The organism is Streptomyces sp. NPDC013157 (assembly GCF_042899865.1).
Lineage (GTDB): Bacteria > Actinomycetota > Actinomycetes > Streptomycetales > Streptomycetaceae > Streptomyces.
Window position 1 is genome coordinate 205,917 of record NZ_JBIBAK010000020.1, and the last position, 12,767, is coordinate 218,683.

The 12,767-nt window shown below is 71.2% G+C and carries 13 protein-coding genes; 7 read left to right on the plus strand and 6 right to left on the minus strand.

Features of this window, described 5'->3' with window-relative positions; all coding sequences use genetic code 11:
• Nucleotides 1-2: 2 nt before the first annotated feature.
• A complete protein-coding gene (locus ACFY6U_RS43365; protein WP_390047408.1) occupies nucleotides 3-692 on the plus strand; it encodes a pyridoxamine 5'-phosphate oxidase family protein in 690 nt (229 codons plus the stop codon).
• Nucleotides 693-778: 86 nt separating this feature from the next.
• On the opposite strand, the gene ACFY6U_RS43370 is transcribed toward ACFY6U_RS43365, so the two are convergent.
• A complete protein-coding gene (locus ACFY6U_RS43370; protein WP_390047485.1) occupies nucleotides 779-1,756 on the minus strand; it encodes a DMT family transporter in 978 nt (325 codons plus the stop codon).
• A 46-nt stretch (nucleotides 1,757-1,802) separates the two neighbouring features.
• Nucleotides 1,803-2,417, minus strand: coding sequence for a Clp protease N-terminal domain-containing protein (locus ACFY6U_RS43375; protein ID WP_390047410.1), 615 nt, complete (start codon nucleotides 2,415-2,417; stop codon nucleotides 1,803-1,805).
• A 203-nt stretch (nucleotides 2,418-2,620) separates the two neighbouring features.
• Between ACFY6U_RS43375 and ACFY6U_RS43380 the strand changes: the two genes are divergently transcribed.
• Together ACFY6U_RS43380 and ACFY6U_RS43385 are read left to right on the plus strand one after the other, a co-directional pair.
• A complete protein-coding gene (locus ACFY6U_RS43380; protein ID WP_390047412.1) occupies nucleotides 2,621-2,815 on the plus strand; it encodes a hypothetical protein in 195 nt (64 codons plus the stop codon).
• A gap of 134 nt (nucleotides 2,816-2,949) precedes the next feature.
• Complete coding sequence (locus tag ACFY6U_RS43385) at nucleotides 2,950-3,378, plus strand: SRPBCC family protein (protein WP_390047414.1); 429 nt, start codon at nucleotides 2,950-2,952, stop codon at nucleotides 3,376-3,378.
• Between the two features lie 67 nt (nucleotides 3,379-3,445).
• On the opposite strand, the gene ACFY6U_RS43390 is transcribed toward ACFY6U_RS43385, so the two are convergent.
• Nucleotides 3,446-4,084, minus strand: coding sequence for a PadR family transcriptional regulator (locus ACFY6U_RS43390; protein ID WP_351494694.1), 639 nt, complete (start codon nucleotides 4,082-4,084; stop codon nucleotides 3,446-3,448).
• Nucleotides 4,085-4,697: 613 nt separating this feature from the next.
• On the opposite strand from ACFY6U_RS43390, the gene argG reads away from it, so the two are divergent.
• Entirely contained in the window at nucleotides 4,698-6,146 is a 1,449-nt protein-coding gene (argG, locus tag ACFY6U_RS43395) for an argininosuccinate synthase (RefSeq protein WP_181803151.1), read from the plus strand.
• Nucleotides 6,147-6,520: 374 nt separating this feature from the next.
• Complete coding sequence (locus tag ACFY6U_RS43400) at nucleotides 6,521-7,333, plus strand: PhzF family phenazine biosynthesis protein (RefSeq protein ID WP_390047416.1); 813 nt, start codon at nucleotides 6,521-6,523, stop codon at nucleotides 7,331-7,333.
• Here the strand turns inward: ACFY6U_RS43400 and ACFY6U_RS43405 are convergent.
• The gene (locus ACFY6U_RS43405) at nucleotides 7,323-8,102 is read right to left on the minus strand and encodes a CPBP family intramembrane glutamic endopeptidase (RefSeq protein WP_390047418.1); all 780 of its coding nucleotides are present in this window, start codon (nucleotides 8,100-8,102) and stop codon (nucleotides 7,323-7,325) included. The genes ACFY6U_RS43400 and ACFY6U_RS43405 overlap by 11 nt on opposite strands.
• Nucleotides 8,103-8,385: 283 nt before the next feature.
• Nucleotides 8,386-9,906 (minus strand): glutamate--cysteine ligase, encoded by a 1,521-nt coding sequence (locus tag ACFY6U_RS43410; protein ID WP_390047420.1) that lies wholly within the window; start codon nucleotides 9,904-9,906, stop codon nucleotides 8,386-8,388.
• A gap of 556 nt (nucleotides 9,907-10,462) precedes the next feature.
• On the opposite strand from ACFY6U_RS43410, the gene ACFY6U_RS43415 reads away from it, so the two are divergent.
• Together ACFY6U_RS43415 and ACFY6U_RS43420 are read left to right on the plus strand one after the other, a co-directional pair.
• The gene (locus tag ACFY6U_RS43415; protein ID WP_390047422.1) at nucleotides 10,463-11,047 is read left to right on the plus strand and encodes a hypothetical protein; all 585 of its coding nucleotides are present in this window, start codon (nucleotides 10,463-10,465) and stop codon (nucleotides 11,045-11,047) included.
• A gap of 340 nt (nucleotides 11,048-11,387) precedes the next feature.
• Nucleotides 11,388-11,594 (plus strand): DUF5999 family protein, encoded by a 207-nt coding sequence (locus tag ACFY6U_RS43420; protein ID WP_181807334.1) that lies wholly within the window; start codon nucleotides 11,388-11,390, stop codon nucleotides 11,592-11,594.
• Between the two features lie 107 nt (nucleotides 11,595-11,701).
• On the opposite strand, the gene ACFY6U_RS43425 is transcribed toward ACFY6U_RS43420, so the two are convergent.
• Entirely contained in the window at nucleotides 11,702-12,754 is a 1,053-nt protein-coding gene (locus tag ACFY6U_RS43425) for an endo-1,4-beta-xylanase (protein ID WP_390047424.1), read from the minus strand.
• Between the last annotated feature and the right edge of the window lie 13 nt (nucleotides 12,755-12,767).

Genomic DNA, 12,767 nt, shown 5'->3' on the forward strand with positions numbered 1-12,767 from the left:
CAATGGAGACAGCCGCGCCGGGGACCGTACCGGCCCAGCCCGCCGCCTACCCGAAGACCGACCGCACCGTTCCCACCCGTTCCGCCGAGCGGGCGTCGTACGACAGGGAGCTGGTGCACGCGATCCTCGACGAGGGCTCGCTCTGCCACCTCGGCTTCGTGCGGGACGGCGCGCCGGTGGTGCTGCCGACGCTGTACGGCCGGGTGGGCGAGGTCCTGTACCTGCACGGCTCGACGGGCTCGCGTCCGCTGCGGATGACCGGACAGGCCGACCCCGGACTCGCGGTGTGCGTGACGGTCACCCATGTCGACGGCCTCGTGCTGGCCCGCTCGGCCTTCCACCACTCGGTCAACTACCGGTCCGTGGTGGTGCACGGCATCGCCCGGCAGGTCACCGACCCCGAGGAGAAGAGCCGTGCGCTGGACGCCCTGGTCGACCACGTGCTGCCGGGCCGGGCCGCCGACTCCCGCCCCGCCAACAAGAAGGAACTGGCCGCGACCGCGGTGATCCGCCTCGACCTGAACGAGGTCTCCGCCAAGACCCGCACGGGCGGCGCGAACGACGAGCCCGAGGACATGGGCCTCCCGTACTGGGCGGGCGTACTGCCACTGCGGAAGGGGTACGAGCCCCCGGTCGCGAACGACGACCTGGCGGCGGACGTTGTGCTGCCTCCGTACCTGAAGAGCGTCTGATCCGACGTTCCGGCAGGGGAGGCGCCCCGAAAGGGGGGCGCGGGGGGGGAGGAGCCGGGCGACCAGTCCCCACGCACCCGCACCGATCACCCGCGAGACGCCGAGGTGACCTTCTCCCCCACCGCGCTCCGACCCACCACCGACTCCTTCACCGGAGTCGAGGACTGCGCGATGAACGCCCCGGCCAGCACGACCGCCCCGCCCACCACCTGCGGTGCCGACAGATGCTCCCCCAGCAGCACCCAGGCCAGCACCGTCGCCACCACCGCCTCCAGGCAGGCCACCACCCCCGCCACCTGCGGAGACAACCGGCGTACCGACAGCACACCGGTGATGTAGGCGATGACGGTCGCCACCAGCACGATCCAGGCCAGCAACGCCGCCGCCGGCACCGCGCCCCCGTTCATCCGCGCGGAGCCGCCCAGCACCGACCAGTCCATCTCCCACGGCCGGGCCACCACGGTGAGCAGGCCCGCCCCGACCAGCAGCCCGTAGGCGATCACCCCCAGCGGATCCGCCCCCTCGCCCGCGCCGTGGTCGGCGAGCACGAAGTACCCCACCTGGCAGCATGCCGCCGCCAGCGCCAGCACCAGCCCCAGCGCGTCGAACCGCAGCCCCGACCACACCTCCACCACACACGCGAGGCCGCCCGCCGCCAGGACGACACCGAGCGCGGCGGCGCGGGTGACCGGCCGTCGCTGCACGAACCGGACCCAGCCGAGCACCAGCGCGGGAGCGAGGTACTCCACGAGCAGCGCGACTCCCACCGGTATCCGGGAGATCGCGGCGAAGTAGCAGGCCTGGACGCCGGCCACGGCGAGCAGACCGAATCCGGCGAGCAGCGCGGGCCTGCGCCGCGGCAGGTCGCGGTGGCGGACGGCGAGCGGAAGCATCACCAGGGCGGCGCCCGCCACCCGCAGCCACACCACGTGCAGCGGCGCGAGTCCGGCCTCGATCAGGGGCTTGGCCGCGACGCCGGAGCCGCCGAAGGCGAGCGCCGACCCGACGGCGAGGGAGAGCCCGAGGCCCTTTCCATGGCTGCTGTCAGTGGTGTGCACCGGCACATGATGCCAGCGGGCGACATGACCGTCATCCCCCATGACACCTGTCTCAACGGCCGGACGTACGGCGCTCCGCCTCGGCGTCCCGGACCGCGCCGGCGGCACCGGCCGCCCCGACCGCCCCGTCACCGTCTATCCGCACGGCCAGCCCACGGACGGCCACCCCGGCCCGCGCCAGCACCTCCACGGCCCTGGACTCCGGGTCGAGGACCAGGCCCGCGAGCAGGTCGATGCCGTCGGAATGGGCCGCGCCGCGGCGCCGGGCGCGGCTGCGGGCGTACTCCAGGGCGGCCGCGGCCACCGGCGACCAGGCGCCGTCGCCCTTGCCCTCGGCCCTTCCCCCGGCGTGCGGAAGGGCGGGCAGCGCGCCGGAGTCCTCGACCCCGCTCTGCCAGCGCAGGCCGTAGCCGATGCTGCGCTGCACGAGGTAGCCGAGCAGGCGGGCGAGTTGCGGGGCGTCGCCGACGGCGGCGCGCGCCTCGGGGTCGTACTCGATCAGCGAGTGCAGCAGATGGGCGGTGTCGACCTGGCGGTCCCCGTCCCGCACGGCCCGGCGGCGGGCACCGGCGACCACCGCTGCCAGCTCGGCACCGAGCCCGGCATCGTCGTCCGCGTGGATACCGCCCTGGTCCTGGGCGGGCTGGCGGGGAATACGGGGTTGCACACCCCTTACCTCATCAATCCCGGGGGGTCTGAGTCATCGGCGGGGGGAAGCATCTTCGCGTCCCACGCAGAGTGGACGCGGAGGGCAGGAATCTCCTCCTTGCGGATGAGATCAGGCTGATTCCGGCCACCGGGGCGCGCGCCGCCTTGCCGCGCGCGCCCCGTAGGCAACCGTCGCGCACCCGCCGTACGTCTCCCCCTGACATGGAGAGCGGGTGCTGTTGCTGGCTGGTCGCCCTGCCGGCGGTCGACGGCAGGCAGTACGTGTACCGGGTCTACGCCCCGGCGGACGCGCTGCTCGCGGACCTGTTCTGGGACGCCTGGCACTGCCACGACGAGAGCGCGCTGCCGCGCGCGTGGGACGTGTTCGACGCGGCGCTGATACGGCGGATCGGCTGAGCGGCCGGGCGGGACCGGCCGCCGAGGGGGGCGGCTCCCGGATCCGCACATTTCTGACGGTTCATCAGTATTGAATGTTCGAGGCCCTGCGGCTACGTTCCGCGACACCGAGCCCGACACGAAGGGGTGGCCCGATGGCCGAAGTCAGCGCGGAGGCACGCATCCAGGCACCGGCCGAGAAGGTGTGGGCACAGCTCACCGACTGGTCGGCGTACGGCGAGTGGAACGCGACCCACACCAACTTTCCCAAGGGCGGCCCCGAGACCCTGGCGGTGGGCGGCACCTTCCAGGAGAACATGAAGCTGATGGGTTTCCCGGCAGAGGTCGAGTGGACCATCGAGGAACTGGAGCCGGCGCGGGTACTGGCGATCCGCGGCAAGGGCCCGATGGCGGTGACCGTGGCCACGCGCTACACGCTGACCCCGGACGGGGACACGACGGCGGTGCGGATCGACGGGGAGTTCACGGGCGCCGCCGTGTCGCTGATGGCGGGCAAGCTCAAGGACTCGGCGACGGCGGCCCTCAACGAGTCGCTGCGCAAGCTGGGCGGGCTGGTGGCCTGAGCCTGTTCCTCCGCACGCGGAAAGGCGCCCCCCGGAGTGATCCGAGGGGCGCCCTGCGCGCCGTGGGTCAGTCCTCGTCGGCGAGGATGAGGTACAGCTTCTTGCGGGTCTCGTTGATGACGGCCAGCGCCTTCTCGCGCTGTTCCTTGCTGCCGGTCTTCCAGACCTGCCCGAAGGCCTCCATCAGACCGAAGCCGGCCTGGCGGATCTCGCTCAGGGCCTCGAAGTCGACCCCGCGGGAAGCCTCTTCCCAAGGGGCGTCCGGACCCTCGTCGGCGGCGGTGCGGCCGCTGTCGGTGAGGGAGAACAGCTTCTTGCCGCCCTCGCTCTCGCTGGTGATCAGGCCCTCGTCCTCCAGCAGCTGGAGGGTGGGGTACACCGAGCCGGGGCTGGGCTTCCACGCGCCGCCGCTGCGCTCGGCGATCTCCTGGATCATCTCGTAACCGTGCATCGGGCGGTCCTTCAGCAGGGCCAGGATCGAGGCCCGCACGTCACCGCGGCGCGCCCTCCCCCTGGGACCACCGCGCCCTCGCGGCCCCCAGGGGCCCGGTCCGAAACCGGGGCCGCCGGGACCGAAGCCGGGGCCACCCGGACCGAAGGGCCCGAACGCCGCACGGCGACCGTCACGTCCACCGAAACCACCTCGGCCACCCTTCGCCCGGGGGCCGTCCTGTCCATGTCCACGCTCGAATCCGTGGGAACGCATGGGAATCACTCCATTCCATCGTTGATCTGTCGCGTACCATTCGCGATGGCTCAACGATATATCGGAAGTGTTCGCATGGCAAGCCTCGTCCTTCTCCGGGCGGGTGTCCCGTCTTCACTCAATCGAGTCGTTTCTCAGCGAACCGAGTCGTTCGGGCTTCTGTCCCAGCGAACCTAGTCGCGCGGTTGAGAGCGCTGGGGGCGCTGGATGGCTGTACCGGCTGAGGTGGATCAGGCGGGGCCGTGCGTCGAGTTGTCGTACGTGGACGTAGCGCGCGGACGCCGTCGGCGTCCGCGTCAAACTGGACCGCTACCTGCACAACCGCACCGACGGGATGATCGGAGCCCTGTCCCACGCCATCCGGGGCGCCGCGATCGACGCGATCCTCAACCGCACCGAGCGCGTCACCAAGGAAGGCCTCGACGCCATCCCCCTGAGCCCGTTCCACCCCTCGCGGACGCGGTCGAGCGGGCCGCCGACACCGAGGAGTTCGCGGAGCGGTACGCGGCCTTCAGCCGCTGGATGCCCATCACGGCACCCGTCGGCCGAGCCGGGCTGCGACGGTCCCAACAGGGGCGTTGCATGACCATGCGGTCTGATGCATAATCTTCCTATGTCCAAGGTCCTCACCTCCCTTCCCGCCGGCGAGCGCGTCGGCATCGCCTTCTCCGGCGGGCTCGACACCTCGGTCGCGGTCGCGTGGATGCGCGACAAGGGCGCCGTCCCGTGCACCTACACCGCCGACATCGGCCAGTACGACGAGCCCGACATCGCGTCGGTGCCCGGCCGTGCGCACACCTACGGCGCCGAGATCGCGCGCCTGGTCGACTGCCGGGCCGCGCTGGTCGAGGAGGGCCTCGCCGCGCTCACCTGCGGTGCGTTCCACATCCGCTCGGGCGGACGGGCGTACTTCAACACCACGCCGCTCGGCCGTGCCGTCACCGGCACGCTGCTGGTGCGGGCCATGCTGGAGGACGACGTCCAGATCTGGGGCGACGGGTCGACCTTCAAGGGCAACGACATCGAGCGGTTCTACCGGTACGGGCTGCTCGCCAACCCGCACCTGCGGATCTACAAGCCCTGGCTGGACGCGGACTTCGTGACCGAGCTCGGCGGCCGCAAGGAGATGTCCGAGTGGCTGGTGGCCCACGGCCTCCCGTACCGGGACAGCACCGAGAAGGCGTACTCCACCGACGCCAACATCTGGGGCGCCACGCACGAGGCGAAGACCCTGGAGCACCTGGACAACGGCATCGAGACCGTCGAGCCGATCATGGGCGTGCGCTTCTGGGACCCCGAGGTCGAGATCCTGCCCGAGGACGTGACGATCGGCTTCGACCAGGGCCGGCCGGTGACCGTCAACGGCAAGGAGTTCGGTACCGCCGTCGAGCTGGTCATGGAGGCCAACGCGATCGGCGGCCGGCACGGGCTCGGCATGTCCGACCAGATCGAGAACCGGATCATCGAGGCGAAGAGCCGGGGCATCTACGAGGCGCCGGGCATGGCGCTGCTGCACGCCGCGTACGAGCGGCTGGTCAACGCGATCCACAACGAGGACACGGTCGCGCAGTACCACAACGAGGGGCGGCGGCTCGGCCGGCTCATGTACGAGGGCCGGTGGCTGGACCCGCAGGCGCTGATGATCCGGGAGTCGCTGCAGCGGTGGGTCGGCGCGGCGGTCACCGGTGAGGTGACGCTGCGGCTGCGGCGCGGCGAGGACTACTCGATCCTCGACACGACGGGGCCTGCCTTCAGCTACCACCCCGACAAGCTGTCGATGGAGCGCACCGAGGACGCGGCGTTCGGTCCGGTGGACCGGATCGGCCAGCTCACGATGCGCAACCTCGACATCGCCGACTCCCGCGCGAAGCTGGAGCAGTACGCCGGGCTGGGCCTCATCGGCTCCGCCAACCCGGCGATCGGGGCGGCGCAGGCGGCGGCGACCGGTCTGATCGGCAGCATGCCGGAGGGCGGCGCCGAGGCGATCGCGTCCCGCGGGGAGGCCGCGCCGGACGCGGACGAGCTGCTGGACCGGGCGGCGATGGAACTCGGCACGGACTGAGCGTTCCGCTCAGGAGGGCCGACCTGGTGACGGGTCGACCCTCTCGTCTTGCCGGGGGGCGGTTGGGCGTCGGCGCCGTGGGACGACCGGCCGAGTGGCCGGTGCGGCGCCGTCGTGCGTATTCGCGCAGTTCCCCGCGCCCCTGAGGGGCGCGCTGTGGCGGGCCGCTTCGGTTGCCGGTGCGGCGCCGTCGTTGGTTGCTCGCGCAGTCCCCCGCGCCCCTGACGGGGCGCTGCAAGTCGCGTCAGCTACATAGCTGCGGGCAGGCGTGCCGCAGGGCGGCACGGGTGGGCACACCGGCCTGGTGGAAATGGGGCCAGGGTCTCGGGATTGGCCTTGGTCGGCCCTGTTGCGGAAGCCCTAGCGTCTGGTTCATGCGGATTCGAATCGTCGACGCCTTTACCGAGCGGGCGTTCTCCGGGAACCCGGCCGGGGTCGTGCTGCTTGATTCCTTTCCTGGTGACGCGTGGATGCAGAGCGTGGCCATGGAGGTGAACCACGCCGAGACCGCGTTCGCGCACCCTCTGCCCGAGGGCGGGGACGCGGACTGGGCGCTGCGGTGGTTCACGCCCGTCACGGAGGTCGCGATGTGCGGGCACGCCACGCTGGCCACCGCGCATGTACTGCACACCACGGGGGCGCACACCGGGCCCGTGCGGTTCGCCGGCCGGAGCGGGGTGCTTTTCGCGACGCCGGGCGGGGACGGGTCGGTCACCCTCGACTTTCCCACCGCCCCGCTCACCCGGGTCGACGTGCCCGACGGAGTCGCCTGCGCGCTCGGCGCCGAACCCGTCGCCGGCTTCGACACCGGGCCGAACGTCGGCGACCTGCTCCTCGAACTCGCCGACGAGAAGACCGTGCTCGGCCTCTCCCCCGACCACAAGGCCCTCGCCGCTTACTCCACGCGCGGGATCATCGCCACCGCCCGCGCCGCGGACCCGGCCAAGGGGTACGACTACGTCTCCCGCTGCTTCTTCCCGAACGTCGGGATCGACGAGGACCCGGTGACCGGGAGTGCCCACACCGCTCTCGCGCCGCACTGGACCGGGCGGCTCGGCAGGGACGACCTGACGGGGCTGCAGGCCTCCCGGCGCACCGGGCTCGTCCGTACCTCGCTGCGCGGTGACCGCACCCTGCTGACCGGGCGCGCGGTCACCGTCATCGACGGCGAACTGCTCACGCCGTAGGCAGCCAGCCCACCTTGCCGGCGAGCAGCGCGTAGCCGACGAACGCGCCGATGTCGAGGAGGCTGTGCGCCACCACCAGGGGACCCACCCGGCCCCACCGCCGGTACAGGCAGACGAAGACCACGCCCATCACCATGTTGCCGACGAAGCCGCCGATCCCCTGGTAGAGGTGGTAGGAGCCGCGCAGGACGGAGCTGGCCACCAGCGCCGTGCCGGCGGTCCAGCCCAACTGGTCGAGGCGGCGCAGCAGATAGCCGACGACGATGACCTCTTCGAGGATCGCGTTCTGCATCGCGGAGAGGATCAGTACGGGGTACTTCCACCACACGCCGGGCAGCGCCTCGGGGACCACCGTGAGGTTGAAGCCGAGGCCGCGCGCGGCCAGGTAGAAGGCGATCCCGGTGCTGCCGATCACCGCGGCGACCGCCGCGCCGCGCCCGAGGTCGGGCCAGGGACGGGTGCGGTCGAAGCCGAGCGTGCGCAGGCTCGCGCCCTCGCGCAGGAGGAGGTGGGCGACGAGGAGTACGGGGACGAGTGCCGTCGCGATGCCGAAGAGCTGCCAGGCGAGATCGAGCCAGGGGCGGCCCGGCGCGGCCGACGCGTTGAGGGTCGCGGCCTGGTCCTTGAGGCCGCCCGGTTTGGTGACCGATCCGATGAAGCTGATCAGGGCGGACACTCCGCTCGCCCCGAGCGAAAGCCCCAGCACGAGCAGCGTCTCGTCCCGGAACATCCGCTGCGAGGGCCGCTCCGGTGGGTAACCCCCGGCCATCTGATCCGCCTCCACCTGCACCCCTGCCTCCAGCCGAGCAGACCCACGCCCCACGGTCGTCTTCACCACGGGACATCACAGCTTGCCCGATCAACCTGAAGCAGACGCGACCGACCCCCGCCGCGACCCCGACGACTGGACGACGAAGGCCGACCGAAGCGCCCCGAAAGGGGCGCTGGGGGTACCCCCGGCCGAAGGCTGGGGGAGGAACTGCGCGACCAGCCCCCCACGGCGCGGCACCCGGCAACCCACCGCGCCCCTCACGGCGCGACCCCCGTCGGCCTCACCCCAACGGCACCGGCTCCAATAACCCCACCGGCCAGGTGTGCACCGGATCCCCCTCATTCATGAGCTCCGCATAGCGCCGCGTCATCGCCGCCAGCGCCGCATCCCTCGGCAGCCCCCGCTCCAGTGCCCGGTGGAACGTCGCCGCCTGCCAGGACGCCCCGTTGACCCGCCTGCGGCACCGCTCCTCGATCACGCCGAGATAGAGGTCCCGGTCGGCGGGCTCCACCCCCCACGCGTCCAGCCCCGCGTGAGCCAGCGGCAGCAGCTCGTCGCGGACCAGGGTGACCGCGTCCACTTCCGCCGTACCGCCGCCGTACCGCGCCCGCCTCGGCCAGACCAGACGCGCGTCGATGCCGTCGCGGCACGCCGCGTCGAAGTTCGCCTCGGCCGCGGCGAACGGCAGCCGTGTCCACACCGGGCGGGACTCCTCCGCGAGGGCGCGCACCAGGCCGTAGTAGAACGCCGCGTTGGCGACGACGTCGGTGACGGTGGGCCCGGCCGGCAGCACCCGGTTCTCGACGCGCAGGTGGGGCACGCCGTCGGCGATGCCGTAGACCGGCCGGTTCCAGCGGTACACCGTGCCGTTGTGCAGGACGAGTTCCGCGAGCTTCGGCACCCCGCCCGCGTCGAGGACGGCCAGCGGGTCCTCCTCGTCGCAGATCGGGAGGATGGCCGGGAAGAAGCGCAGGTTCTCCTCGAACAGCTCGTACGCCGAGCTGATCCAGCGTTCGCCGAACCAGGTGCGCGGCCGGACGCCCTGTGCCTGGAGCTCGGGCGGGCGGGTGTCGGTGGCCTGGAGGAACAGCGGGGGGCGGGACTCGCGCCACAGTTCGCGGCCGAAGAGGAACGGGGAGTTCGCGCCCACGGCGATCTGCGCGGCGACCGCCGCCTGCGCCGCGTTCCACACGTCGGCGAAGCGGGCCGGGGTCACCTGGAGGTGCAGCTGCACGGAGGTGCAGGCGGCCTCCGGGACGATCGACTTCGACGTGCACACGAGGTGCTCGACGCCCTTGATGTCGAGCAGGAAGTCCTCGCCCCGGGCGGCCACGATCTGGTCGTTGAGCAGGGTGTACCGGTCCACCTCGGAGAGGTTCGCGGAGACCAGGTCGTCGCGCTCCAGGGTGGGCAGGATCCCGGTCATCACGATCCCGGCGTCCACCTCGCCCGCCTTGCGGTCGGCGTACGCCAGCGAGGTGCGGAGTTCCTCCGCGAGCCGGTCGAAAACCCGGCCTTCGAGCCGGTGTGGAGCTATGTTCACTTCCAGATTGAACATGGCGAGTTCTGTTTGGAAATCACGGCTCGCGATACGTTCCAGGACCTGTCCGTTCAACATTCTCGGCATGCCGTCGGAGCCCGCCAGATTCAATTCGATCTCGACTCCCATGAGGTTCTTGGGGCGGTCGAACCGCTTCTCCACCAGCAGCCGCTCCAGCCCCGTCAGACAGTCCTGGAGCTTTTCGCGGTAGTGCCGGCGATCGGACAGGTCGAACCGGCCCGCCACGACCTTCTCCCCCATCGAAGCGTCCCTCCTCGAATGGGCGGGCCGGGCTTCCGGCCGCCGGTGTCCCGAGTCCAGGTGGGATGATGCCCAGCGGAGGCGATCGATAACGTCGCGGGCCGCACCTGCACCCGCTACTCTGTTGGAATGTGTCGCGCGGCACATTCACGAGGCATGACGCCGCATGCAACTTCGGGTTCCCCGTTCCCCTCGTGAAAAACGCCGACGACATCCGGCCGACCGCGACAGCCTCATAATCCGAGGTCAGCGGGGTTCCGACGGGCTGGAAATCGGGAGGATTCCGCACCAATCAACGGCCGAATTGCGCCTTGCTGTCTTCTGTGAAACATCCCGGTGAAACACCACCTGAACAGGCGTCGTATAAACTCCGCGAACAAGGCAGAAGGCTGGCGCCCACGGTCTGGTTCCTGCCGCCTGAGTGACGTGCGGCAGGCAACGCCCGCACCTCTCGTCACCGAACCGGGTCCCCGCCTCTCTGACTTCCTGTGAGCTGACAGCGCCGTCCGCCCCTGCCCTCGCGCCGCCGCGCCTGTCGAATGAGAGGCGACCCACCATGCCGCTGCAAGTCCCTCCCGCCCCCGCGCCCGCACTGCGTTCCGTCCTCACCGCCCTCGGTTCCCCCACCGCGGTCCGCGAGGCCCGGACCCCCTCCCTGCGCACCGCCCAGGGACCCGCAATCCCCGAACTCCCCCTTCCCGTACACGTGATGGACCGGATCACCCCGGAGGGCGTGTCCGCCACCCGGCTGGCCGGCTGGCGCTTCCTGATCCGCTGCGGCGACCGGGCGGTGGCCGCGGCCGACACGATGCTCACCCCGGACGGCTGGGCCTTCTCGCACTTCTTCGAGGGCCCTTACATCACCTCCACCGAGCGCGCCCTGCACCAGGCTGAAGCCCTGCAACAGACGTACCAGCCACGCCTGTTGTCCCTTCCGGGCCTCTACATGCTCACCCTGTGGCTGCACGGCGACTGCACGGCGGACGGTGCCGAGGGGCACCCGGCCGCCACCGACCTGCTCGTGCCGCTGGCCCCCGCCCCACCCGGTATCGCGGCCCACCGGCCGCACCTGGTCGCCGAACTCCTCCCGGTGCTGACCCATCGGATCACCTCGGCGCCCCTGCTCATCACGCCCGCCTGAGCCCGCCGCCGCCCTGCCCCGCCCCTCCCGCACGAGTGGCGGGGTATCGGCGTTTCCTTTTCCCTTCCGCTCGTACGAGCAATTCGCCGCTCCTAAGAGCCGCATTAGCCCTCACCCTGTTCCGGCCCACCGTCCGGACTAGCCCCATCCGGCCATGCGAAACCATCCGAATTGGCAACCCTGTGTAGATGAACCGTCCGCGCGGGTGACGCGTCTCCAACCTGTGAGAAGCGGTGCAGCGAAATCCCTGCGGAGCAACGCCAGGAAGGCAACACTGGTTTCCGACCGACACATCACCACGGGGGACGACATGACCACGACCGAGCGAGAGACCCTATCCATGTGCCAGCACCAGCCGCCGTGTCCGACAGCCGAATCCGCCGACCGGGAGTCCGCCCGCCTCATGGCGCACCACCCGGAGCAGGGGTGGAGCCTGCTGTGCAACGGCGTCCTGCTCTTCGAGGACACCGGTGAGCTCCTGCCCGACGGCCAGATCATCGCGCCGCACCGCCCGCTCGGTGCCGGCCGCGTGGTGACCGCCGCCTGACAGACCCACCGCACTACCCGGGCGGCCCCGCCGCTCCGCCCGGTGACCAGCAGGGGCCGGACGCACACACATGACGCGCACCGGCCCCGACGTGTATCCGGGGGCGGTTACCCGGTGTAGCCGAGTGCTGTGCGCAGCGCGAAGTAGGCCGGTTTGGGAGCGAGCTGCTCGTCCCAGGGCAGGGCCGCGCCCTCGCCCGGGAAGAACGCCGGGATCCACGAATACCTGTCCGTGTAGTCCCAGACAGTGATCCCCACGCACCTGCGCACGGCGAGACACGCCTTGGTCAGATCCGCGTACCAGGCCGCCTGCTCGGCCAGCTTCTCGTCGGTGGCCGGCAGCTGCATCCGTACGTCCACCTCGGTGAGCGCGGTGTCCAGGCCGAGGCGGGAGAAGCGGCGGAGGTTGTCCTCCAGGGTGGCCGGATAGCCGTACTGGAGGGCGAGGTGGGCCTGGAAGCCGATGCCGTCCAGCGGCACGTGCTGCGCCTGCAGCTGCTGGGCGAGCGCGTAGTAGGCGTCGCTCTTCGCGCCGAGGCCCTCGATGTTGTAGTCGTTCAGGTAGAGCCTGGCGTGCGGGTCGGCCTGGTGGGCCCAGCGCAGCGCGTCCGCGATGTAGCCGGGGCCGAGCGTCTTGTACCAGAGGGTCTCGCGGTAGCTGCCGTCCTCGTTGAAGGCCTCGTTGACGACGTCCCAGGAGTAGACCTCGCCCCTGTAGTGGCGTACCTCGGTCTGGATGTGCTTCTTCAGGACCGCCCGCAGTTCGGTGGCCGTCCAGTCGCGCGAGGTGAGCCAGTCGGGGAGCTGGCTGTGCCAGACCAGGGTGTGGGCCCGGACCCGCTGGTGGTTCTTGCGGGCGAGGTTCACGATCTGGTCGCCGTTGGTCCAGTCGAAGACGCCCTGCTGGGGTTCGGTGGCGTACCACTTCATGCCGTTGCCGGGCGTGATCATGTCGAACTCGCTGCCGAGCAGCCTGGTGTAGGCGGTGTCGGAGAGTTCGGGGTTGTCGGTGGCGCTGCCGAAGTAGCGGCCGTGGCGCTGGGCCAGTTCGGCGAGGGTGGGCTGCCGGTCGTGGGCCTGGGCGGCGGGGCCGGTGGCCACCCCGGCGGCCACGAGTACGGCCGCGAGGGCACCGGCGAGTCTGAGACGTGTGCGTGGCATCGTGCGACTCCTG

Coding starts and splice junctions, on each gene's coding strand:
- ACFY6U_RS43365 (WP_390047408.1), top strand. CDS start 3: ATGGAGACAGCCGCGCCGGGGACCGTACCGGCCCAGCCCGCCGCCTAC.
- ACFY6U_RS43380 (WP_390047412.1), top strand. CDS start 2,621: ATGGAGAGCGGGTGCTGTTGCTGGCTGGTCGCCCTGCCGGCGGTCGAC.
- ACFY6U_RS43385 (WP_390047414.1), top strand. CDS start 2,950: ATGGCCGAAGTCAGCGCGGAGGCACGCATCCAGGCACCGGCCGAGAAG.
- ACFY6U_RS43390 (WP_351494694.1), bottom strand. CDS start 4,084: ATGCGTTCCCACGGATTCGAGCGTGGACATGGACAGGACGGCCCCCGG.
- argG (WP_181803151.1), top strand. CDS start 4,698: ATGTCCAAGGTCCTCACCTCCCTTCCCGCCGGCGAGCGCGTCGGCATC.
- ACFY6U_RS43400 (WP_390047416.1), top strand. CDS start 6,521: ATGCGGATTCGAATCGTCGACGCCTTTACCGAGCGGGCGTTCTCCGGG.
- ACFY6U_RS43405 (WP_390047418.1), bottom strand. CDS start 8,102: ATGGCCGGGGGTTACCCACCGGAGCGGCCCTCGCAGCGGATGTTCCGG.
- ACFY6U_RS43410 (WP_390047420.1), bottom strand. CDS start 9,906: ATGGGGGAGAAGGTCGTGGCGGGCCGGTTCGACCTGTCCGATCGCCGG.
- ACFY6U_RS43415 (WP_390047422.1), top strand. CDS start 10,463: ATGCCGCTGCAAGTCCCTCCCGCCCCCGCGCCCGCACTGCGTTCCGTC.
- ACFY6U_RS43420 (WP_181807334.1), top strand. CDS start 11,388: ATGTGCCAGCACCAGCCGCCGTGTCCGACAGCCGAATCCGCCGACCGG.
- ACFY6U_RS43425 (WP_390047424.1), bottom strand. CDS start 12,754: ATGCCACGCACACGTCTCAGACTCGCCGGTGCCCTCGCGGCCGTACTC.